The 19,788-nt window shown below is 45.6% G+C and carries 21 protein-coding genes, 1 pseudogene and 1 riboswitch; of the genes and pseudogenes, 21 read left to right on the top strand and 1 reads right to left on the bottom strand.

What is annotated here, in order from left to right; translation table 11 throughout:
* The first annotated feature begins 252 nt into the window (after positions 1–252).
* The 3 genes from hisS to AOQ32_RS00555 all read left to right on the top strand — a co-directional run bounded on the left by hisS (position 253) and on the right by AOQ32_RS00555 (position 4,445).
* Positions 253–1,548, top strand: a complete 1,296-nt coding sequence (gene hisS / locus AOQ32_RS00565; protein ID WP_059393105.1) for a histidine--tRNA ligase — start codon at positions 253–255, stop codon at positions 1,546–1,548.
* Between the two features lie 12 nt (positions 1,549–1,560).
* Entirely contained in the window at positions 1,561–3,345 is a 1,785-nt protein-coding gene (aspS, locus tag AOQ32_RS00560) for an aspartate--tRNA ligase (protein ID WP_059393104.1), read from the top strand.
* A 233-nt stretch (positions 3,346–3,578) separates the two neighbouring features.
* Entirely contained in the window at positions 3,579–4,445 is an 867-nt protein-coding gene (locus AOQ32_RS00555) for a YitT family protein (RefSeq protein ID WP_114679961.1), read from the top strand.
* 117 nt (positions 4,446–4,562) lie between these two features.
* Here the strand turns inward: AOQ32_RS00555 and AOQ32_RS00550 are convergent, their stop codons facing one another.
* Entirely contained in the window at positions 4,563–5,003 is a 441-nt protein-coding gene (locus AOQ32_RS00550; protein ID WP_059393103.1) for a GNAT family N-acetyltransferase, read from the bottom strand.
* Between the two features lie 103 nt (positions 5,004–5,106).
* On the opposite strand from AOQ32_RS00550, the gene AOQ32_RS00545 reads away from it, so the two are divergent.
* From AOQ32_RS00545 to AOQ32_RS00455, 18 genes and pseudogenes are all read left to right on the top strand, one after another.
* Positions 5,107–5,490, top strand: coding sequence for a MarR family winged helix-turn-helix transcriptional regulator (locus tag AOQ32_RS00545; protein ID WP_420889742.1), 384 nt, complete (start codon positions 5,107–5,109; stop codon positions 5,488–5,490).
* A gap of 64 nt (positions 5,491–5,554) precedes the next feature.
* Positions 5,555–6,208 (top strand): DUF6198 family protein, encoded by a 654-nt coding sequence (locus tag AOQ32_RS00540; protein WP_059393101.1) that lies wholly within the window; start codon positions 5,555–5,557, stop codon positions 6,206–6,208.
* 147 nt (positions 6,209–6,355) lie between these two features.
* Positions 6,356–7,378, top strand: a pseudogene (locus AOQ32_RS09130) (MFS transporter).
* Positions 7,379–7,614: 236 nt separating this feature from the next.
* Complete coding sequence (rpsU, locus tag AOQ32_RS00525) at positions 7,615–7,803, top strand: 30S ribosomal protein S21 (RefSeq protein WP_047974532.1); 189 nt, start codon at positions 7,615–7,617, stop codon at positions 7,801–7,803.
* Between the two features lie 93 nt (positions 7,804–7,896).
* Positions 7,897–8,343 (top strand): GatB/YqeY domain-containing protein, encoded by a 447-nt coding sequence (locus AOQ32_RS00520; RefSeq protein WP_059393098.1) that lies wholly within the window; start codon positions 7,897–7,899, stop codon positions 8,341–8,343.
* Positions 8,344–8,481: 138 nt separating this feature from the next.
* Entirely contained in the window at positions 8,482–9,366 is an 885-nt protein-coding gene (locus AOQ32_RS00515; RefSeq protein ID WP_059393097.1) for a CvfB family protein, read from the top strand.
* A 3-nt stretch (positions 9,367–9,369) separates the two neighbouring features.
* Positions 9,370–10,257 carry a site-specific tyrosine recombinase XerD gene (gene xerD / locus AOQ32_RS00510; RefSeq protein ID WP_059393096.1) on the top strand — a complete coding sequence of 296 codons (888 nt, stop codon included), beginning with the start codon at positions 9,370–9,372 and terminating at the stop codon, positions 10,255–10,257.
* A gap of 22 nt (positions 10,258–10,279) precedes the next feature.
* Positions 10,280–10,657, top strand: coding sequence for a hypothetical protein (locus AOQ32_RS00505; protein WP_059393095.1), 378 nt, complete (start codon positions 10,280–10,282; stop codon positions 10,655–10,657).
* A complete protein-coding gene (locus tag AOQ32_RS00500; RefSeq protein WP_338066422.1) occupies positions 10,611–11,399 on the top strand; it encodes a segregation and condensation protein A in 789 nt (262 codons plus the stop codon). Before AOQ32_RS00505 ends, AOQ32_RS00500 begins: the two co-directional genes overlap by 47 nt.
* Entirely contained in the window at positions 11,383–12,096 is a 714-nt protein-coding gene (gene scpB, locus AOQ32_RS00495; protein ID WP_083994303.1) for an SMC-Scp complex subunit ScpB, read from the top strand. Before AOQ32_RS00500 ends, scpB begins: the two co-directional genes overlap by 17 nt.
* Positions 12,089–12,838 carry a pseudouridine synthase gene (locus tag AOQ32_RS00490; RefSeq protein WP_059393094.1) on the top strand — a complete coding sequence of 250 codons (750 nt, stop codon included), beginning with the start codon at positions 12,089–12,091 and terminating at the stop codon, positions 12,836–12,838. The genes scpB and AOQ32_RS00490 overlap by 8 nt, the downstream gene beginning before the upstream one ends.
* Positions 12,839–13,037: 199 nt before the next feature.
* Positions 13,038–13,174: riboswitch (FMN riboswitch) on the top strand.
* Positions 13,175–13,248: 74 nt separating this feature from the next.
* Positions 13,249–13,830: an ECF transporter S component gene (locus tag AOQ32_RS00485; RefSeq protein WP_059393093.1), complete on the top strand. Its 582-nt coding sequence runs from the start codon at positions 13,249–13,251 to the stop codon at positions 13,828–13,830.
* Between the two features lie 74 nt (positions 13,831–13,904).
* Positions 13,905–14,444: a LysM peptidoglycan-binding domain-containing protein gene (locus AOQ32_RS00480; protein WP_059393092.1), complete on the top strand. Its 540-nt coding sequence runs from the start codon at positions 13,905–13,907 to the stop codon at positions 14,442–14,444.
* Positions 14,445–14,462: 18 nt separating this feature from the next.
* Positions 14,463–15,140, top strand: a complete 678-nt coding sequence (gene cmk / locus AOQ32_RS00475) for a (d)CMP kinase (RefSeq protein WP_059393091.1) — start codon at positions 14,463–14,465, stop codon at positions 15,138–15,140.
* A 189-nt stretch (positions 15,141–15,329) separates the two neighbouring features.
* Positions 15,330–16,520 (top strand): 30S ribosomal protein S1, encoded by a 1,191-nt coding sequence (gene rpsA / locus AOQ32_RS00470; RefSeq protein WP_059393090.1) that lies wholly within the window; start codon positions 15,330–15,332, stop codon positions 16,518–16,520.
* A gap of 58 nt (positions 16,521–16,578) precedes the next feature.
* Complete coding sequence (gene der, locus AOQ32_RS00465) at positions 16,579–17,889, top strand: ribosome biogenesis GTPase Der (protein ID WP_059393089.1); 1,311 nt, start codon at positions 16,579–16,581, stop codon at positions 17,887–17,889.
* 214 nt (positions 17,890–18,103) lie between these two features.
* Positions 18,104–18,379 (top strand): HU family DNA-binding protein, encoded by a 276-nt coding sequence (locus tag AOQ32_RS00460; RefSeq protein WP_047974521.1) that lies wholly within the window; start codon positions 18,104–18,106, stop codon positions 18,377–18,379.
* 353 nt (positions 18,380–18,732) lie between these two features.
* Entirely contained in the window at positions 18,733–19,764 is a 1,032-nt protein-coding gene (locus tag AOQ32_RS00455) for an alcohol dehydrogenase catalytic domain-containing protein (RefSeq protein WP_059393088.1), read from the top strand.
* Positions 19,765–19,788: the final 24 nt, after the last annotated feature.

The following is a 19,788-nucleotide window of genomic DNA, read 5'->3' as shown; positions in this document are numbered from 1 at the left end:
TCTGACGGTTGGTGCAAGTCAGACAATAGTTTCATTAGAAGACACCTGGAAGGTTGCTGTTAACCCAGCCGTTTATCCGCGTTATGGATGAAAGCGTGTTGATACACGAAACTAAGGTGGTACCGTGCTCGAAAGCGCCCTTAACAACTTTGCCGATTTGGCAATGCTGTTAGGGGCGTTTTTTATTACTAATCGTTTTTAACTATTTTAATGATGATAATGGAGGCGACGCATTGGCGTCGAATAGATGAGATGGGAAAAGCTAATTTTCAACGGCCCAAGGGGACCGCGGACTTATTTGAAGAAAACGTGCGCGAATGGCAGCGCATCGAACAACAGGCGCGGAAGATTTTTGCCCGTTATGGTTACGGGGAAATCAGAACACCGATGTTTGAAGCCTTCGACGTCTACGCTCGTTCGGCCGGTGATACTTCCGATGTCGTGACCAAGGAAATGTATGACTTTAACGACAAGGGTGACCGTCACATGGCGTTGCGTCCTGAAGGAACGGCCGGTGTCGTTCGTGCTTATGTTGAAAATAAGCTCTTCGGGCCAGAACATGAAAGCCCATACAAAATCTTTTATATGGGCCCAATGTTCCGCTATGAACGGCCTCAAGCTGGTCGCTTCCGTCAATTCCACCAAATCGGGGTTGAGGCGTTTGGCTCAAAGGAACCAAGCCTGGATGCTGAAGTAATTACGATGGTCGTTAAGTTTTTGGCTTCATTAGAATTAAAGGATTTGAGGGTTGCCTTGAACACTTTGGGCGACCAAGGTTCACGTCAAGCTTACCGGGATGCACTGGTTGCTTACTTGCAACCACATGCAGATGAATTATCAAAGGATTCACAGACTCGATTGGAAAAGAATCCTTTGCGAATTTTAGATTCTAAGGATGAAAACGATCAAAAGATTGTTGCGGATGCGCCAACGATTTTTGATTACTTGTCAGAAGAATCAAAAGCTCATTTTGCCGCGGTTAAGGGTTACTTGGACGACTTGGGGATTGATTATGAAATCGATCAGACCATGGTTCGTGGCTTGGATTATTATAACGATACGATTTTTGAGGTGATGACGACGGATCCAAACTTGAAGGGGACTGCAACCATTGCTGGTGGTGGTCGCTACTCTGGTTTAGTTGAGGAATTTGGTGGACCAGAAACACCAGGAATTGGTTTTGGTTTGGGTGTGGAACGATTGATTTCACTCTTGCAGGCTCAGGGACAAGCGGAGATGAAGCCGGCTGGGCTTGATTTCTACCTTGTGCACATTGGTGAGGATACGCAAGCCAAGACGCTTGAATTGGCAACGTCCTTGCGTGATTTGGGTTATTCTGCTGATTTAGACTTTACAGGTCGGTCAGTGAAAGCACAGTTCAAGACGGCTAACCGTCGTGATGCTCGCTTCGTGATTACCTTGGGTGAAGAGGAAGTCAAGACAAATCAGGTTCAGATCAAGGATATGGCGACCGGCCACCAAGCTGATTTGGACTTGGCCAAGATTCAAGACGACTTGGCAGGGATTGTGAAGGCACTGGAAGCATAGGAGGAATAAGAAATGAAACGAACGACTTATGCTGGTTTAGTTGATGAGCAATATATTGGTCAAACGGTGACGTTGGCTGGTTGGGTACAAAAGCGTCGTAACTTTGGGGACCTTGTCTTTATTGACTTGCGTGACCGCGAGGGAATTGTTCAGTTAACTTTTTCTGCTGCTAACCAGGCAGCCCTTGATGTGGCCCAGGGTGCTCGTAATGAATATGTTTTGGCTATCGAGGGTGAAGTGGTTGCCCGTGCAGATGGCCAGGAAAACAAGAAGATTAAGTCTGGTGGTATTGAAGTTAAGGTAACCAAGGCTGAGATTCTTGCAGAAGCCAAGACGCCGGTCTTTGATATCGAAGATGGCGTGAATGCTGGGGAAGAATTGAAGCTCCGGTACCGCTACTTGGACTTGCGCCGTCCAGAAATGCAAAAGAACTTGCGTGTTCGGTCAAAAATCATGGCTTCTGCCACGCATTTTATGGACCAAAACGACTTTATCAATATTGAAACGCCATACTTGGCCAAGTCAACGCCAGAAGGAGCTCGCGATTACTTGGTTCCTTCCCGAGTTTATCCTGGTTCATTCTATGCCTTGCCACAGTCACCCCAGCTCTTCAAGCAACTCTTGATGGGGGCTGGCTTCGACCGCTACTTCCAAATTGCCCGTTGTTTCCGAGACGAGGATTTGCGTGGGGACCGTCAACCTGAATTTACGCAGTTGGATATGGAAACCTCTTTCATGTCAGCTGCCGAAATTCAAGAATTGGTGGGCCGTTGGGTTCAACAAATCATGAAGGACGTTGTGGACTTCAACTTAAAGCTTGAGGACATCACGCGTTTGACTTGGCAAGAATCAATGGACCGCTTCGGTACTGATAAGCCGGACTTGCGAATCGCCTATGAAATCCAAGACTTGTCAGAAACGGTCAAGGATTCTGATTTTGGCGTCTTTGCTAACGCCGTGAAGGACGGTGGGGTCGTCAAGGCCATTGCCGTTCCTGGTGGGGCAGACCACTACTCTCGTAAGGACATCGACAAGTTGGGTCAGTACATCGAACGCTTCGGTGCCAAGGGCTTGGCCTGGATGAAGGTGACGGACGATGGCTTGAACGGCCCAATTGCTAAGTTCTTTGCGGACGAAGCTGGTGAAGCTATTTTGGCAGCCAGTGGTGCCAAATCAGGAGACCTTTTGCTCTTCGGTGCTGGTCGAGCTGATGTTGTTGCTGCTTCATTGGACTACTTGCGTCGCCAGACGGCTACTGATTTGGACTTGGTTGACCAAGAAAATCCTTGGCGCTTTGCTTGGATTGTGGACTGGCCATTGTTTGAATACTCAGAAGATTTTGATCGTTGGATTGCGGCCCACCACCCATTCACGATGCCAAACGAAGAAGACCTGCACTACTTGAATGAAGGCGAAGACCCACACAAGGCCCATGCCCAGTCTTATGACTTGGTCTTGAATGGTTACGAATTGGGATCTGGCTCAATCCGTATTCACCGAACGGATATCCAAGAAAAGATGCTTAAGGCGCTTGGCTTTACCAAGGAATCAGCCAACGAGGCCTTTGGTTTCTTGCTTGAAGGAATGGAATATGGTTTCCCACCAATGGGTGGAATTGCTCTTGGATTGGACCGCTTGGCAATGCTCTTGGCTGGCCAAGACAATATTCGTGAAGTGATTGCCTTCCCGAAGAACTCAAAGGCTACAGAGCCAATGACAGAAGCACCAACACCGGTTGCTGGTGCACAATTGCTTGAACTCGGTTTGGAAGTCCCAACTTCTGCCGAAAATAAGTAAAAACTTAACAAAGCGGTATCAGACTTGATTTGATACCGTTTTTTACTGATTTTTTGATTAAAATTGTCTGTTTTTTATAAAATTACCCTTCAAATATTTTCTAATCTTGTTAAAATATATGTATCGAACGGCGGATTAGCGTCGTTAGGCTAAGGACCAGGCTTTTAAGTTGGTCAAAAGGGTTAGGGATTAAGGATTGGTCGGACCGTTCTTAGTTGACCTAGCAAAACACAATGATACGGAAAATAGGAAAAAATCTCGATCACTACTATCTCCATCAAGTTGTTGGAGCGCTCTTTTACGCCATTATGTTATCGCTGGCGTTGAATTACTTCTGGCTACCTGGACACGTCTATTCGTCTGGTTTTACCGGATTGGCTCAATTGGTTGACACGTTAACCGGTGGAAAGATTAATGTTGCTTGGGCGATTGCTTTGGTAAACATGCCACTTTTGCTTTTGGCTTGGTTTACCTTGTCGAAGCGCTTTGCCATCTTTACGGCAATGGCGGTTTTGCTCTCGGCAGCCTTTGTGCCGCTGTTTGCAACAAAGACTGTTTTGACGCCGGATCCTTTGATTAACGCTATCTTTGGTGGTGGTATTAACGGAATGGCTGTTGGAACCGCCTTGCGCTGTGGTGTTGGTACCGGAGGATTGGACATTATCGGAATGGAATTGAAGCATCAATTCCGGATGAAGGTTGGCTCGGTCAACCTGGCCTTTAATGCCTTGATCATGGTTGGTGCTGGTTTGACCTACGGTTGGCAATATGCCCTTTATTCCATTATCGGTGTGGTTGTTTCGGCTCACTTTATCGATTTGTTCTATACTCACCAACAACAAATTCAAGAAATGATTGTGACCAACAAGCCAGAAGAGATGACGGACACGATTCAAAACAAGATGCGTCGTGGTGTCACGATTATCGATTCTGCTCACGGTGGTTATACCGGTCGTGACCGGTCAATCTTGCTAACAGTGGTCACTCAACACGAGTTGCCGGAACTGCGGCACGCGATTAAGGAAGTTGATCCAAATGCCTTTTACTCTGAGTCAAAGGTTGAGTATACGGGTGGTCGCTTCTACGAACCGGAGCCATAAAATATTTAAACAAAGTAAAAGCGTCTCGATTTGGTAAAAATCGGGACGCTTTTTTTGAGCCTTTGAAACGGTTGAAGGGATTTGATCACTTAAAAATCAGCTCAAGAAAGGACCTTTTTATTTTGCTTCACGGCGCATGGTGACGTGGGGTGTTCCTTCAAAGATAAAGGGCTGGCCGATAGCCGTAAAACCAAATTTTTCATAAAAACCAACGACCTGTTCTTGCGATTCGATTTCGATGGCTTGGCCGGGCCAATTTTCCTGACACACAGCTAAAATTTGTGTCATTAACTGGTTGCCCAGGCCGGTACCACGGGCCGCTGGAGCGGTTACGACGCGGCCAAAGGTGATGTGGTCACCATTTTCAAAAACGCGGGCATAGGCGAGAGCGGGATGCTTTTCGCTTTCCTGGTAAAAAACATGGATGGCTTTTGGATCGTTTTCGTCTAGTTCATGGTAAATGCGATTTTGCTCGACGACAAACGTGTCGATGCGAAGTTTGAGCGTTTGGTAGAATTCATCGGCAGTCAGGTTGTCCATAGTCTTTTTTTGCCACATTGTTCTCGTCTTCTTTCTTTTTTCCTGTATAATAATGTTGCATATGCAACTGTTGCACGTGAAAGGGAGCTTGTCTGTGATTGAATTAGAAGTGTTTCGTCAAATGGGGTCGGTTTCACGGCGGGCGACAAAAGAGATGAACCAGGCCGCCAGTCAGTACCAATTAGAAAATAATCTGTTTTTGTATTTGATTCGGATTGTGGAACATGAGGGCCTGACCCAGTCTGATTTGGCAGAATTAATCCAAGTCGATAAGACAACGCTGAGCCGATCCTTAAAAAAATTGGATGACCGAGGCTATATCGATAAGGTAACGGATGCTCAAAATAAAAATTATAAGCAACTCTATCCGACACAAAAGGCGCGTGACCGCTACGAGGTCTTGGCAAAACTGGAGCGTCAGTACATTAAAGGGCGTCTTTCAACCTTGTCAGCAACGGAGTTAAAAGATTTGAACAAAATACTTAACAAAATTTTGCACAGTTAAGCTGTGCTTTATTTTAACAGATACAGTTGCAAATGCAACTGCAAGGATAAAAGAGGAGATCCTTTTGGAAAATAATCATATTCGAACGCGACTATTGTTCTTTTTACTGGGCTTGGTGCTGGTGGCCTTTGGTAATGCACTGTCCATTATTTCAACTGCCGGGAACGGCTTGTGGACCGCAGCGGCTTTAGGGTTGGCGCAATGGAGTGGGGTGGGGATTTCGTTCATCTTAATGACGATTGGTTTGATTGTGATTGGTATTAATTTGCTTTTGCCGGAACGTTTTTCCTGGCTGACGGTCAGCGGTGAATTGTTGTTTGTTTTGCTTTTTAGCCAGTTAATTCATTTTTTTGTCACAGCACTATCAAAAAAATTCACAGTGCCAGTGGCATTATGGCTGCGAATTTTCTTGGCAATTATCGGCATCACCATTGTTTGCTTGGGCACGTCCTTTTATCAACGGGCTAATTTGTGGTTGTACCCAACGGATTCATTAACAACGTTGCTAACAAGTCGCTTTTTTAACAATCATTTTGCCTGGGCCCAGTTGGTGGCCTTTGTGCCACCCGTGATCTTGGTCACAGCGACAACCTTTCATTTGCATGCAGTTGTTGGTGTTCAGGCTGGAACACTTTTTTCCTTGGCCTGCAATGGACCGCTAATTGCCTATTTTAACAAACGGGCTTGTCCGTTTTTACGGTTGAATTCGCCTTTATAAATAGAACTTTTTTGAGTCATTTTTTCTAAAAATCAGGTTTTTCAGTGACAACATTTGTTTCTTTGTTTATGATGAGGGGACCTGTGTCACTTTTCACGAAAGGCGGTACAATGAAATTAAGAAAATAAAGTAAAAGGAGGAAATTCAATGCCAAACACGCAAAGTCGCTGGGATCCAAAAACACTGAATCATCGATTTTGGATTTTAGCGGTATCACTAAGTATTGCGACTGGTAAAGGGATCGCGCCGGCTTTACCAGCCTTACAAAAAGCCTTTTCTGATTACCCGGCAACGATGGTCAACTTATTGGCAACCATTCCGCAAATACCGGCACTAATCGTGCTGTTGTTTTCCGGTCAATTAGCCAATCGATTTGGAATCAAACGGGTGATTGCGACAGGAATTCTATTGATGGCCGTTACGGGTGTTTTGCCAAGTGTGTTAACCAACTTTTGGTTGATTTTTATCACTCGATTGCTTTTCGGAGTTGGTATCGGTTTGGTTAATTCATTGGCCATCACCCTGATTGATTTCGTTTACGAAGGTGATGACCAGGCCCAAATGTTGGGAAATCGATCCGCCTTTGAGCCGATTGGTCTGATGGTCATCAACCTGGGTGTGGGTGCTTTGTTAGCTGTTTCTTGGTAAGTTTCCTTCTTAGCCTATGCGCTGTTATTCATCGTTGGCTGGGGCTTTATTCAAGTTGTGCCTGAATATCAGCCACGGCAAAAATCAGCTCACGCTGATTCAGACCGGGTCACCCAGCATGAACATCCCAAATACCTATTACCGATAATTGGTTCCGCTGTCTATTGCGGTTTGTTAACGGTTGGCATGTCAATCGTTAATGTCTACACACCGTATCTGGTTTTGGCGCACCATCTTGGTGGGAGCATGACGGCCTCTGTGATTATTACAGTTTATACGTTGACATCGATGGTCATGGGTTTTCTTTTTGGAACTTTTTTTCACTTTTTACACCGGTATATTTTTTTGTTTGGTCTTTTTTTCATGGGTGTGGGCGCTGTTTTCTTCTATTTTGCGCATGGTTTAGTCACATTGACGTTGTCCGTAATTGTGATTGGTCTATCCTACCCAATGGCGGGAACCTATTTATTTAATACGATTGCTAACCGTGTACCGCAAAGGATGGCGGGTTTGTCGAATTGATGGTCCTTTTACTGCTTTTAACGGCCCTGCTAATGTGGTGGTCACGAAAGAAGGGCGTTAGCAAAATCAGCTAAGCGGTGCGGTGGCCGAGAGTATGTTTTTTTTGCCATAGCGGGCAATTCTGATTTTTCATAAAAAGTTGTTGACTTTCTTTCTTAGAATTGAGATAATATATAGGTCTTTAGTGCATATCGTTGAAAATACGAAGTAAAATGCGAGGAAGGAGGGGAATCGACATGGCAAAGGTTATTGTACGCAAGAACGAATCTTTGGATGACGCATTGCGCCGCTTCAAGCGTGGTGTTTCAAAGGACGGTACTCTCCAAGAATACCGCAAGCGCGAATTCTATGTTAAGCCTTCAGTTGAACGTAAGTTGAAGTCTGAAGCAGCACGTAAGCGCAACAAGAAGAAGAAGAACCGTTAATTCGGCCAAAAAACGTCGCTTCGGTGGCGTTTTTTATTTGGTCCCGTGGTAGACTATTAGATAAGTAGTAATCTCACACTAAGGAGAAAATCGATGAGCTTATTAGAACAGGTTCAAGCGGATATGAAAGAGGCAATGAAGGCCAAGGACAAGCAAACCCTTGCCGTTGTTCGCCAAATCAAGTCAGCGGTCATGAACGAACAGATTAACTTGGGTCATGACTTGACGGAAGAAGAAGAATTGGCCGTCTTGGCACGCGAAGTCAAGCAACGCAAAGACTCAATTGCTGAATTTAAGGCTGGTAACCGTGATGACTTAGCTGAAGCTACCCAAGGCGAATTGGATGTTTTGGCCAAGTATTTGCCAGCGCAATTGTCAGAAGACGAAATTAAGCAAATCGTTCAAGAAGCCATCCAAAAGACTGGTGCGACAGGTCCAGCCGATATGGGGAAGGTTATGGGCATGGTTTCAGGTCAAACTAAGGGTCGCGCAGACGGCAAGTTTGTCGCTGACCAGGTGAAGGTTGCTTTGGCAAAGTAAGGTTGGTTCGTGTAACCACCCGATAATGCCAAGAGCAAAGCAACTCCGTGGATTATCATCAGTAATCAAGCGGGTTGCATACATAAAATTACTACTGGTAGCCGATTTGTTTGGTTACTTGCATGAAAAGGATAAAGAATGGATACAACGCTAGGACAAGTCATTAAGGCATCAGTGACCGATGAAAACAGTCAATACTTTTTTGCTCAAATCGATGGGGTAACCTATGAAATTGATAAGAGCGAATTGGAAAAACCTTTAAAGGTTGGCGGTTTTGTAACCGGTTTTGCTTACCAAAATGAGGGTCACCGGCTCCAGATTACTAAGACAATTCCCGCTGTTCAAAAAGACCAGTATTCATGGGGCACGGTTGTGAATGCCCGTCATGATTTAGGGGTGTTCGTGAACATCGGCTTGCCCAATAAGGATTTGGTCGTTTCATTAGATGATTTGCCAACCATCAAGGATCTTTGGCCCAAGACTGGTGACCGTCTTTTATTGGCCATCAAGGAAGATAATAAGGGTCGTTTGTGGGGTAAATTAGCCCAACAAGATATTATTCAAGCGGTTTCTCGTCAAGCAAAGCTGGGCGCAGGCATTAAAAAGGGTGACCAGGTAGAAGCCACGGTTTACCGCAATAAGCTGGTTGGAACCCTGGTTTTGACCGCCGACTATCAACTTGGCTTCATTCACCCTTCACAGCGGGAACAAGAACCACGCTTGGGCGAAGTTGTCAAGGCCCGCGTTTTGGGCGTTAACGACCGAGGAATCGTCAACCTATTGTTGAAGCCACTGGCCTATAAGCTGATGGATGAAGATGCTTCGTTCTTGTTAATTCAGCTGCAACGTAAGGCAGATCACTTCCTACCATTTAACGATAAGTCTGATCCTGAGGCCATTAAGGCCCAGTTCGGCTTTTCAAAGTCACAATTTAAGCGGGCTTTGGGTCGCTTGTACAAGGAACGGTTGATTACTCAAGTCGACGGCGGTATTCAGTTGACTGAGGCCGGCCAAAAGGATTAGTCGATGTTACCGGACGTGATGGAAGATTATTTGAATTACGTTCAGGTCGACCGTGGGCTTTCAAAAAACACGATTACCGCTTATCGTCAGGATTTAACCAACTTCTGTGCTTTTTTAAAGAAAAATCAGAAGACTTGGCGCCAGGTTGATCACCAAGTCGTCCTGGCGTTTTTAAATCAGTTGCGCTTAGAAAAGCGAGCCAATACTTCGGTGGCGCGAATGGTTACCTCGTTGCGCAAGTGTTTTGCCTACTTAAAAAATGAAGGTTTAATCGAACATGATCCAATGTTAAATATTAAGCCTCCCAAGAAAGCAGAACATTTGCCGGCGGTTTTGTCGGTCGAAGAGGTCGATTTGCTGCTTGAAACGCCAGATGTTTCAACCCCTTTGGGCCTGAGAACAAGAGCATTACTTGAAGTTTTGTATGCCACGGGTTTGCGTGTTTCGGAATTGATTAATCTGAAGCTGGATGATCTGCACCTGGACTTAGGGTTGATTCAAACCCTCGGAAAAGGTGATAAAGAGCGGATTGTGCCGATTGGTGAGGTCGCGGTTGACTGGATTAACCGGTATTTACAAAGTGCTCGTCCGGCTTTGGTGAAAGGGCAGAGGACGGTCACGCTCTTTGTTAATGACCATGGCCGGTCGTTATCCCGGCAAGGTGTTTGGCAGTTGATTAAAAAATTAGTGGCTCAGGCTGGCATAAAAAAAGATGTCTCGCCGCATACACTCCGCCACTCTTTTGCCACCCACATTCTGGAAAATGGGGCAGACCTGCGGATTGTCCAGGAGTTATTGGGTCACGCCGATATTTCAACCACGCAAATCTATACGCATATTTCAAAAAAGCGGTTGAGCCAGGTTTATGACCAATTTCATCCGCGTGCCTGAGTATTTTGTAAAGGAGTCAGCCATGTTAATTTCGACAAGACCAGACGATGAAAAGACGGTCATGGGCCTCTTTTCTCTTTTGCCAGAATATAAGAACTTAGACCATATGAAGTTGGTCTTAAATTTATACCAGCAACCCAAGATGGAACTCTTCTTTTGGCAACCTGATCAACAAGATTTAATCAACGGTTTGCTTGGTTTTGAGCGTTATAAGGACAATGTCCTAGTTGTTCGTCACCTGATTTTGACACCGGGTGCCCCGAAGAAGGCCACTCATGCGCAAATGCTGACGGACTTGCAGGAACTGAATCCTGATTATACGGTGATGGGCACCTTAAGCACCCAAACTTATATTGATAAGTGGAGAAAGCATTATTCAAAACCCAAGTCTCACAATTAAAATTACTGACTTCGAGGGCCCGCTCGATTTGCTTTTGCATTTGATTCGAAAGCACGAGATGGATATTTTTCAATTGCCGATTGCTGAAGTGACGAAACAATATTTGAGTTTCATCCATGACCAACAGGCGATGCAATTGGACGTGGCGGCGGAGTACTTAGTGATGGCTGCCAAGTTAATTCATCTCAAATCGACGGATTTGTTACCCAAACCACCGATTGAGGATGATTTTGAAGATAACTTTGAAGAACTGGATCCAAAAGAGGAGCTGATTGCCCGGTTGTTAGTTTACCAACGTTTTCAACAGGCAACCGGCTTCTTTGATGAACGGCAAGAGGCCGGCATGCATTCCTTTGTTCGTCCGGCAATTGAAGATGAAAAGGCAAAAATTGATCAGCCGGTAACACTTGCGCCCGGTCTGACAATGGTTGATTTGCAGTTGGCTTTTGATAGCGTGATTGCTCGGCAACGAGACTTGGCCCCTAAGGTGCGCCAAGTGGAATCGGATTCGTATACGATTGGGGATGGCATTGTTTCCATTCGCCAGAAATTACAAGCCCTGCCAAAAGAAAAATCTTTGCCTTTTACGGCCCTTTTTGATGATGTTTTTGCACCTGACCGGTTAGTAATGACCTTTTTGGGGTTGCTTGAAATCACTAAGGCTGGCGAAGTGACGTTGTGGCAGGCAGCCTTAACAGATGAAATTTTAATTAAAGCGGTGGATCATGGATCAGAAGATTAGTCAAATTGAAGCGTTATTGTTTGTTGCCGGTGAGGATGGTTTATCAGTCCCGGAACTAGCGAAGGTAACAGGCTTTGATAGGGGGGGGTTACCCGCTTTGCTTGATGAACTGGCAACCCATCTGATCCAAATCGATTCACCATTGATGCTGCGGACCTCAGATGGGCGCTATGTCATGGTTACTCGTCCTGAATTTGGTAAATTAGTTTCTGCCTATTTCGACTTACCAGTTAACACTAAGTTGACCCAGGCACAACTTGAAACCTTGGTGATTGTTGCCTACCAGCAGCCAATTACCCGTGTTGAAATTGATCAGATTCGTGGTGTTCGTTCGGCTGGAACAATTCAAAAGCTACTGTTGCACCAGTTAATCGAATCGGTTGGCCGGAAAGAAGAAATTGGTCGGCCGATTTTGTACGGCACGACCGCTGATTTTCTGGACTACTTCGGTTTGGAATCGCTAGCTGATTTGCCGGAATTACCAGATATTAATGATGTCACCCTTGATGAAGAAGGGCAGGCCGAGGTGGCGCTCTTTGACCAAATTGATGATCAGGGGGATACTATTCTTGAAAGCCCAACTGATGAGGGCCAATTGTCGCTGATGGCAGAAGGCACAACAGCCACGCAAGAAGAACACGATACACCGACTGATGAACAGCCGGTTGCCACAAAAAAGGAGGGCGAAAATGCCTGAAGAAAGTCAACGACTACAAAAGGTGATTGCTCAAGCGGGAATTGCTTCCCGACGGGCCGCCGAAACCATGATTTTAGAAGGCCGAGTTGAGGTTAACGGCCAAATCGTGAGCCAATTGGGCACAAAAGTGACCCGCCAAGATGAAGTGAAGGTTGATGGTGTGCCAATTGATGGGCAGGAGAAGCATGTTTATTACTTGCTAAATAAGCCCCGTGGCGTTGTGACTACTAGCCATGACGATAAGGGCCGGCAAACGGTTTTAGATATTTTAGATGATGTAACTGCCCGGGTTTATCCGGTTGGTCGGTTGGATTACGATACGACCGGTGCGCTCTTGCTTACCAATGATGGTGATTTGGCCAACCAGTTGATGCACCCCAAGGGTCGGGTTGATAAGGTCTACACGGCCAAGGTCAAGGGATTGGCAACCATGGAACAATTGGCACCGTTAAAGCGAGGAATTGTTCTGAAAGGTAAGAAGACTGCTCCTGCCAAGGTAGCCATCGAAAAGGCCGATAAGGATAAGAAGGTTTCCTTTGTCACGATTACGATTCATGAAGGTCGTAACCACCAAGTCAAGGATATGCTGGCTGCCGTTGGTCTGCCGGTTGAAAAGTTGCGCCGTGACCGCTACGCTTTCTTGGACTTGATTGGTTTACAGCCGGGTGAATTCCGTGAATTAAAGCATGATGAAGTCAAGCGCCTGAAGGCCGGTGATTACCGGTTCTTGCGCCGCAAGTAAGAAAAATTTGCTGAAAAATTAGTTATGGCGTAACCGCTGAAAATAAAATTCGTTTTTTGAAGTTTTCGGCAAACACCGATTTTTATTGATAATATCAAGCCCTTAATCCATGTTAAGGGCTTTTTATGACGGTAAAAATGTCTTTTTTCTTGGCAAGTTTTTTGAGCTGTGCTATACTATTTCTTGTTTCAAATATAATATAAAACTTCGGGGTCGGGTGAAAGTCCCAACCGGCGGTGAAGCAGCGACAGCTGATGAGCCCGCGACCTGCCAAATAGCAGCTGATCTGGTTTGAATCCAGAGCCGACCGTACAGTCGGGTATAAAGAAGTTTAAAGTACAGTCTTTTTTGCTGGCCTTTATTTTACCCCGGGTGAAGTAGGGCCTTTTTTGGGCCCAGAGGAGTAGAAAATGACAAGAAACACTACTAAAAAAATCACCCTGGTCGCCGTTTTCAGTGCAATTTCCTTTGCACTCACGATTTTTCCGCAAATTGCGATCATTCCCAGTGCATCCTTTTTGAAAATTGACTTTTCAATCGTGCCAGCCTTCTTAGCTTTTTCATGGTTAGGGCTCGGTTCGGCCGTTTGGGTGCTAGTGATTCGGACCTTGTTGAAGCTGATTTTGTTTAACGAAGGGGCCAATACCTATATTGGAATGCCAGTTAACATTGTGATTGCTTTGACATTCTTGTTGGTTTTGGCAGTCATGGTCAAGGTTGAAGTTCGCTGGCCAAAGTGGTTATGGCAATCCGTTAGTGCCGTTCTTGCCTCTGTGGCGATGACCGTGGTGGCTTATTTAGCCAACATTGTTTGGGCGATTCCGCTCTACGCCCGCTTTGCAAACTTCGATATTGCTAAGTTCATTGGCATCAAAGTTTACTTGTGGGGGATGGTTGTCCCATTCAATCTTTTGGAAGGTTTGATTTGGTTTATCGTTTCTGTGATGATTGTTGCAATCTTGGCACCCTTTAAGAAAAGCTTTCGTTCTTAAGAAAAGGTTATCATTTTCAAGCAACCTTCCGTGTTAGACTTGATTTAAGAACGAACTCATAGGAGGTCTTGAAAATGAACGACCAAACAGCACCAACATTATCACGCCGGCAACGTTTTGATCGCCAGCATGAAAATCAGGAGCAGCCTAAAAAAGAACCACGGCCAAAGAGTCACGGCGGTCTAGTTGTGATTTTGGTCTTGCTGTCGTTAGTCTTATTAGCGTCGGCACCTGTTTATGGATTGATGAAAAATTCACCAAAAACGGTGAAGACAACATCTAATTCTAATAGTTCCAAAAAAACTAGCCAGTCGGCAACGTCGTCTGCTAGTTCACAATCGTCTGATGCAACTAGCGCTGCTCAGTCTTCAACTAGTCAGGCAACTAGTCAATCAGCTACATCGGCTAGCCAAGCTGAGTCTGCTGCGCAGTTAAGTCGAAGCCAGGCAGCCCAGTCAAGTGATGACCAAGCAGCGACTTTGGGTGCTAACCAAACGCTCTATAACTTTGCGGTAACTCATGGTACAACCACTGACCAGATTTATGCTTTGAATCCTGGTGTTACTGCTCAAAACTATTCAAAGTTTGCTGGACAAGCTTTGAGAATTAAGTAAGAGGAAATTTTAATCCCTATGACTCAACCTGCTCATTTTCAAGTTGCAATTGATGGACCAGCATCAGCTGGAAAATCAACGATTGCTAAAATTTTAGCGACCGATTTAAAGTATGTTTACGTTGACACTGGTGCGATGTATCGCGCCATTACCTTGGCGGCCAAACAGGCGGGACTTGCATACGAAGATGAGGCGGGGATTGTTGCCTTACTACCAAAGATTGAAATCGCCTTTTTACCGGGCGAACCAGTGCAACACGTTTTGTTGAATGGGCAAGAAGTAACAGAAGAAATTCGTTCAACTGAAATTACGAACAACGTTTCTTTGGTTTCTTCCTATCAGGCAGTTCGAGCTGATTTGGTTGATCGCCAGCGCGCTTTGACTGATCAGCAACCAGTGATCATGGATGGCCGTGATATTGGCACAACCGTTTTGCCAGATGCTCAAGTGAAAATTTTCTTGATTGCTTCAGTGGATGAACGCGCTGAGCGTCGTTTCAAGGAAAATCAGGCCAAAGGCATGAACCCTGATTTGGAAACCCTGAAAAAGGAAATTGAGGAGCGGGATTATAAGGATTCCCATCGTGCCATTTCACCGCTGACAAAGGCCGAAGATGCGCTAACGGTTGACACTACTGGCCAGAGTATTGGCCAGGTCGTGGCCACAATCAAGCAAATTATCAAAGATCACCAGTAAGGTGGTCTTTTTATTTTAGAAAAATCTGTTAAAATAGAAAGCAATAGGGAAAACGGTTCGTGTTTTTACGAAACATTTTGACGAAGTAGTTGGTCTAGCCTAATTTTTTTTAAAATTAGACTAGGAAAATCAGCTACTCTCTGATAAAATACCCTTATAAGTGTAAATTGTAGGAGGACGTTTGACGTCATGAGTGATACTAACAGCGAATTATTAGCAGCTCTGGAAAGTGCTGACCAAATTAAGGTAGGGGACGTCGTAACTGGCGAAGTGCTAGCAATCGACAACGATAACCAAGCAGTTATCGGTCTTCACACCGGAGAAGAAGGAGTTGTGCCAGCGCGTGAGTACTCTGACGATCGTAGCGTCAACTTGGCCGACGATTTGAAAGTCGGTGACACCATCGAAACTGTTGTTGTTTCGAACGTAACGAGTGACAAGGAAGGCGTTGCCTACTTGTTGTCAAAGAAGCGCTTGGAAGCCCGCAAGGCTTGGGAATCATTGTCATTTAACGAAGGTGATGTTGTTGATGCGAAGGTTATCAACGCCGTTCGTGGTGGTTTGATTGTTGACGTTGCTGGTATCCGTGGTTTCGTACCTGCATCAATGGTTGCAGAACGCTTTGTTTCAGACTTGAATCAATTCAAGGGACAAGACATCAAGGCAGAAGTAATCGAAATCGACCCAGCCAAGGCTCGTTTGATTTTGTCACGTAAGGCTGTTGCAGCCCAAGAACGTGCCGAAAAGTTGGCTGAAGCATTCAGCCGTTTGACTGTTGGCGAAGTTGTTGAAGGAACTGTTGCTCGTTTGACTGACTTCGGTGCTTTCGTTGACTTGGGCGGCGTGGACGGATTGGTTCACGTTTCTGAAATCTCACATGACCGTGTTAAGAACCCATCAGACGTTTTGTCAAAGGGTGAAAAGGTTAACGTTAAGATTTTGGCCTTGGACACTGATCGTGGACGTATCTCACTTTCAATCAAGGCAACCCAGCCAGGTCCTTGGGATGAAGTTGCAGAAAAGGCCCCAGCCGGTACTGTTCTTGAAGGAACAGTTAAGCGCGTGAAGGACTTTGGTGCATTCGTTGAAATCTTCCCTGGTATCGAAGGATTGGTTCACGTTTCACAAATTTCACACAAGCGTGTTGAAAACCCAGCCGACGTTTTGAAGTCTGGTGACAAGGTGAAGGTTCAAGTGTTGGATGTTAAGCCAGCCGAAGAACGTATCTCATTGTCAATGAAGGCTTTGGAAGAAAAACCAGCCAACCAACGTGAAGACCGCGATGACAACCATGGCGCTTCACGTGCTGACATGGCAGCCTTCCAACAAGACGATGAAGGTGCCGCTACTTTGGGTGACATCTTCGGCGACAAGTTGTAAGATTTAAAAATGGAAAGGCTGGTTATCCAGTCTTTTTTTATTGGAAGGGAGCGGGAATATGGCAGCACCGATTGTAGCCGTAGTGGGTCGTCCAAATGTTGGAAAGTCCACGCTATTTAACCGCATTGTTGGCGATCGAATCGCCATTGTCGAGGATATGCCAGGGGTTACTCGTGACCGTTTGTACGCACGGGCAGAATGGCTAAATTATGACTTCCGGATGATTGATACCGGAGGGTTGGAAATGGGAAATGCCCCATTTTTGACGGAAATTCGTGCTCAGGTTGAATTAGCCATTGATGAAGCCGACGTCATTTTGATGGTTGTTTCTGGTCGAGAAGGCCTAACAGCCGATGACCAAGCCGTGGCTAATTTGCTTTATGGGACTGATAAGCCGGTTGTTTTGGCGGTCAATAAGGTCGATAATCCTGAAATGCGGGCAGATATTTATGACTTCTATTCATTAGGAATGGGCGACCCTTATCCCGTATCTGGATCACACGGAATTGGTTTGGGTGATGTTTTGGATGAAATCGTCAAGCATTTCCCAGATGAAGCCGCAGAACAAGACGATGACGCCGTTCGGTTCTCGATTATTGGGCGCCCAAACGTCGGAAAATCATCAATCGTTAACGCCATCTTGGGCGAAGACCGGATGATTGTCTCAAATATCGAAGGCACGACTCGTGATGCGATTGACACGCGTTTTATTACCCCTGAGGGTGATGAGTTTGTGATGGTCGATACGGCCGGAATCCGTAAGCGTGGTAAGGTTTACGAAAATACGGAACGTTATTCGGTCATGCGGGCCATGAAGGCCATTGACGAGTCACAAGTGGTCTTGATGGTCTTGGACGCTGAAACCGGTATTCGCGAGCAAGATAAGCACGTTGCGGGTTATGCGCATGAGGCCGGGAAGGCCTTGGTGATTGTGGTCAATAAGTGGGATGCCATCGAAAAAGACACGCATACCATGACTGATTTTGAAAACTTAATTCGCGACGAATTTAAGTTTTTGGACTATGCACCAATCGTCTTTGTTTCAGCGAAGACAGGCCAGCGCTTAGAACGCTTGCCTGATTTGATTTTGGCCGTAAATGACAACCATCAGAAGCGGGTTTCATCATCAACATTGAATGATGTCTTGATGGATGCTTTGGCTACTAATCCGGCACCATCTGATAACGGTCGCCGTTTGCGTGTTTATTACGCCACTCAAGTGGCAATCGAACCACCAACGATTGTTGTCTTTGTCAATGATGTTGAACTGATGCATTTTTCATACCAGCGTTTCCTAGAGAACCAAATTCGAGCCGCGTTTGACTTCTCTGGAACGCCTATCAAGCTGATTATTCGTCAGCGAAAGTAACGTTTTATCGTTGAAAGTTTCAGTACTGTGAGGATTCACTTGCAAATGTGCGGAAAACCGCAATTACCGCATGAAATTGGGCTTTATGCCTACACATTTTAATTTACATGTGCTATCCTATCTTTATGGAAGTTGCCACGGTAGCGTTCCCAAGCTGCTAACGATTGTCACGTTAGCGGATATTCTAAATTAATTATTCGTGAGGAGAAAAGGAATGGCAAACAAGCAAGAATTGATCGATTCAGTCGCAATGAAGACTGGTTTAACAAAGAAGGACGCAGACAAGGCAGTTGCCGCTGTCTTGTCATCAATTGAAGACGCTTTGAAGAAGGGCGAAAAGGTTCAATTGATTGGTTTTGGTAACTTTGAAGTCCGTGAACGTGCAGCTCGTAAGGGTCGTAACCCACAAACTAAGGAAGAAATCCAAATTCCTGCATCAAAGGTTCCTGCATTCAAGCCTGGTAAGGCATTGAAGGACGCCGTTAAGTAAGCGGACCTTTTCATATTTAAGCACACTCAGCTGAGTGTGCTTTTTTGTTTGCGCTTGATGGTTGGGTGTGGCAGGAATGAGAACTGGTTAGTTGAAAAAATCAAAATTTGACACGTTTGCCATCGCAGGGTGGACAAGTTTACTTTTTATTGCTATAAAATAGAAAAGCGTTCTTGACTTAGAGTTGACTCCAGGACATAAGATAGTGTTGTTAGTGACAGATAAATGCATCAAGGGATGATGAACAATGATTACAGCATCCATTGTTTTGTCAAAACGAATTTATCCATACTACGTCTGATTTTACTTTTAAAACAGACAAGTTCATAATCAGCGAAAAGGAGTATTAAAACATGAAAGCAGCGATTTTTGTAAAACCAGGGCAAGTTGAGATGCAAGAGGTTGATAAGCCAACAATTCAGGGACCAAAGGATGCCGTCATCAAGACGGTGCGGGCATCAGTTTGTGGTTCTGATCTTTGGTTCTACCGGGGTATTTCCAAGCGTGATTGTGGCAGCCAGGTTGGCCATGAAGCCATCGGAATCGTTGAAGAGGTCGGTAGTGAAGTTTCCAACGTTCAGCCGGGTGATTTTGTTATTGCACCGTTTACTCATGGTTGTGGTCACTGTCAGGCCTGCTTAGCAGGGTTTGATGGTGATTGCCTCGATCCTGATAAAGGTGGCTCAACCGGTTACCAGGCGGAATACATCGGCTTTAATAATGCCGATTGGGCGCTGGTTAAGATTCCGGGTCATCCAGCAGACTACAGCGATGACCAGTTGAAATCCTTGATGACCTTGTCGGATGTGATGGCAACCGGTTACCACGCTGCAGCTACTGCTGAAGTCAAAGAGGGTGACACGGTGGTTGTCATGGGCGATGGCGCTGTGGGCCTCTCAGGGGTGATTGCGGCCAAGCTGCGTGGTGCCAAGCGGATTATTTTGATGTCGCGCCACGAAGACCGACAAGAGCTGGGTAAGGCGTTTGGTGCTACCGATATTGTGGCCGATCGTGACCAAGCTGGGATTGACCAGGTGATGGCGCTAACTGGTGCTGGTGCGGATGCTATTCTTGAATGTGTTGGTTCAGAGCAGGCTGTGGCAACTGCTGTTCAACTTGGCTGTCCAGGTGCCGTCGTTGACCGTGTGGGGATTCCTCAAGACCCAATGATGAATACGAGTAACCTGTTCTGGAAGAATATCGGCTTGCGCGGAGGGATTGCTGCGGTTACTACCTATGACCGTGAATTGTTATTGCAGGCGGTCCTCGATGGCAAAATCAATCCTGGTCAGGTCTTTACCAAGCAATTTGCGCTGAAAGATATTCAACAGGCTTATGAAGCCATGGATCAGCGCGAAGCGATTAAGTCTCTGATTGTTTTTTAGATTTTAAATCGCCGACATAAAGCC

It is taken from the genome of Fructobacillus tropaeoli, from assembly GCF_001047135.2.
In the GTDB taxonomy this organism is placed as follows: domain Bacteria; phylum Bacillota; class Bacilli; order Lactobacillales; family Lactobacillaceae; genus Fructobacillus; species Fructobacillus tropaeoli.
Note: the sequence above shows the minus strand (reverse complement) of the source record. Positions and strands in the feature narration are given on the sequence as shown.

Coding starts and splice junctions, on each gene's coding strand:
- hisS (WP_059393105.1), top strand. CDS start 253: ATGGGAAAAGCTAATTTTCAACGGCCCAAGGGGACCGCGGACTTATTT.
- aspS (WP_059393104.1), top strand. CDS start 1,561: ATGAAACGAACGACTTATGCTGGTTTAGTTGATGAGCAATATATTGGT.
- AOQ32_RS00555 (WP_114679961.1), top strand. CDS start 3,579: ATGATACGGAAAATAGGAAAAAATCTCGATCACTACTATCTCCATCAA.
- AOQ32_RS00550 (WP_059393103.1), bottom strand. CDS start 5,003: ATGTGGCAAAAAAAGACTATGGACAACCTGACTGCCGATGAATTCTAC.
- AOQ32_RS00545 (WP_420889742.1), top strand. CDS start 5,107: ATGGGGTCGGTTTCACGGCGGGCGACAAAAGAGATGAACCAGGCCGCC.
- rpsU (WP_047974532.1), top strand. CDS start 7,615: ATGGCAAAGGTTATTGTACGCAAGAACGAATCTTTGGATGACGCATTG.
- AOQ32_RS00520 (WP_059393098.1), top strand. CDS start 7,897: ATGAGCTTATTAGAACAGGTTCAAGCGGATATGAAAGAGGCAATGAAG.
- AOQ32_RS00515 (WP_059393097.1), top strand. CDS start 8,482: ATGGATACAACGCTAGGACAAGTCATTAAGGCATCAGTGACCGATGAA.
- xerD (WP_059393096.1), top strand. CDS start 9,370: ATGTTACCGGACGTGATGGAAGATTATTTGAATTACGTTCAGGTCGAC.
- AOQ32_RS00505 (WP_059393095.1), top strand. CDS start 10,280: ATGTTAATTTCGACAAGACCAGACGATGAAAAGACGGTCATGGGCCTC.
- scpB (WP_083994303.1), top strand. CDS start 11,383: ATGGATCAGAAGATTAGTCAAATTGAAGCGTTATTGTTTGTTGCCGGT.
- AOQ32_RS00490 (WP_059393094.1), top strand. CDS start 12,089: ATGCCTGAAGAAAGTCAACGACTACAAAAGGTGATTGCTCAAGCGGGA.
- AOQ32_RS00485 (WP_059393093.1), top strand. CDS start 13,249: ATGACAAGAAACACTACTAAAAAAATCACCCTGGTCGCCGTTTTCAGT.
- AOQ32_RS00480 (WP_059393092.1), top strand. CDS start 13,905: ATGAACGACCAAACAGCACCAACATTATCACGCCGGCAACGTTTTGAT.
- cmk (WP_059393091.1), top strand. CDS start 14,463: ATGACTCAACCTGCTCATTTTCAAGTTGCAATTGATGGACCAGCATCA.
- rpsA (WP_059393090.1), top strand. CDS start 15,330: ATGAGTGATACTAACAGCGAATTATTAGCAGCTCTGGAAAGTGCTGAC.
- der (WP_059393089.1), top strand. CDS start 16,579: ATGGCAGCACCGATTGTAGCCGTAGTGGGTCGTCCAAATGTTGGAAAG.
- AOQ32_RS00460 (WP_047974521.1), top strand. CDS start 18,104: ATGGCAAACAAGCAAGAATTGATCGATTCAGTCGCAATGAAGACTGGT.
- AOQ32_RS00455 (WP_059393088.1), top strand. CDS start 18,733: ATGAAAGCAGCGATTTTTGTAAAACCAGGGCAAGTTGAGATGCAAGAG.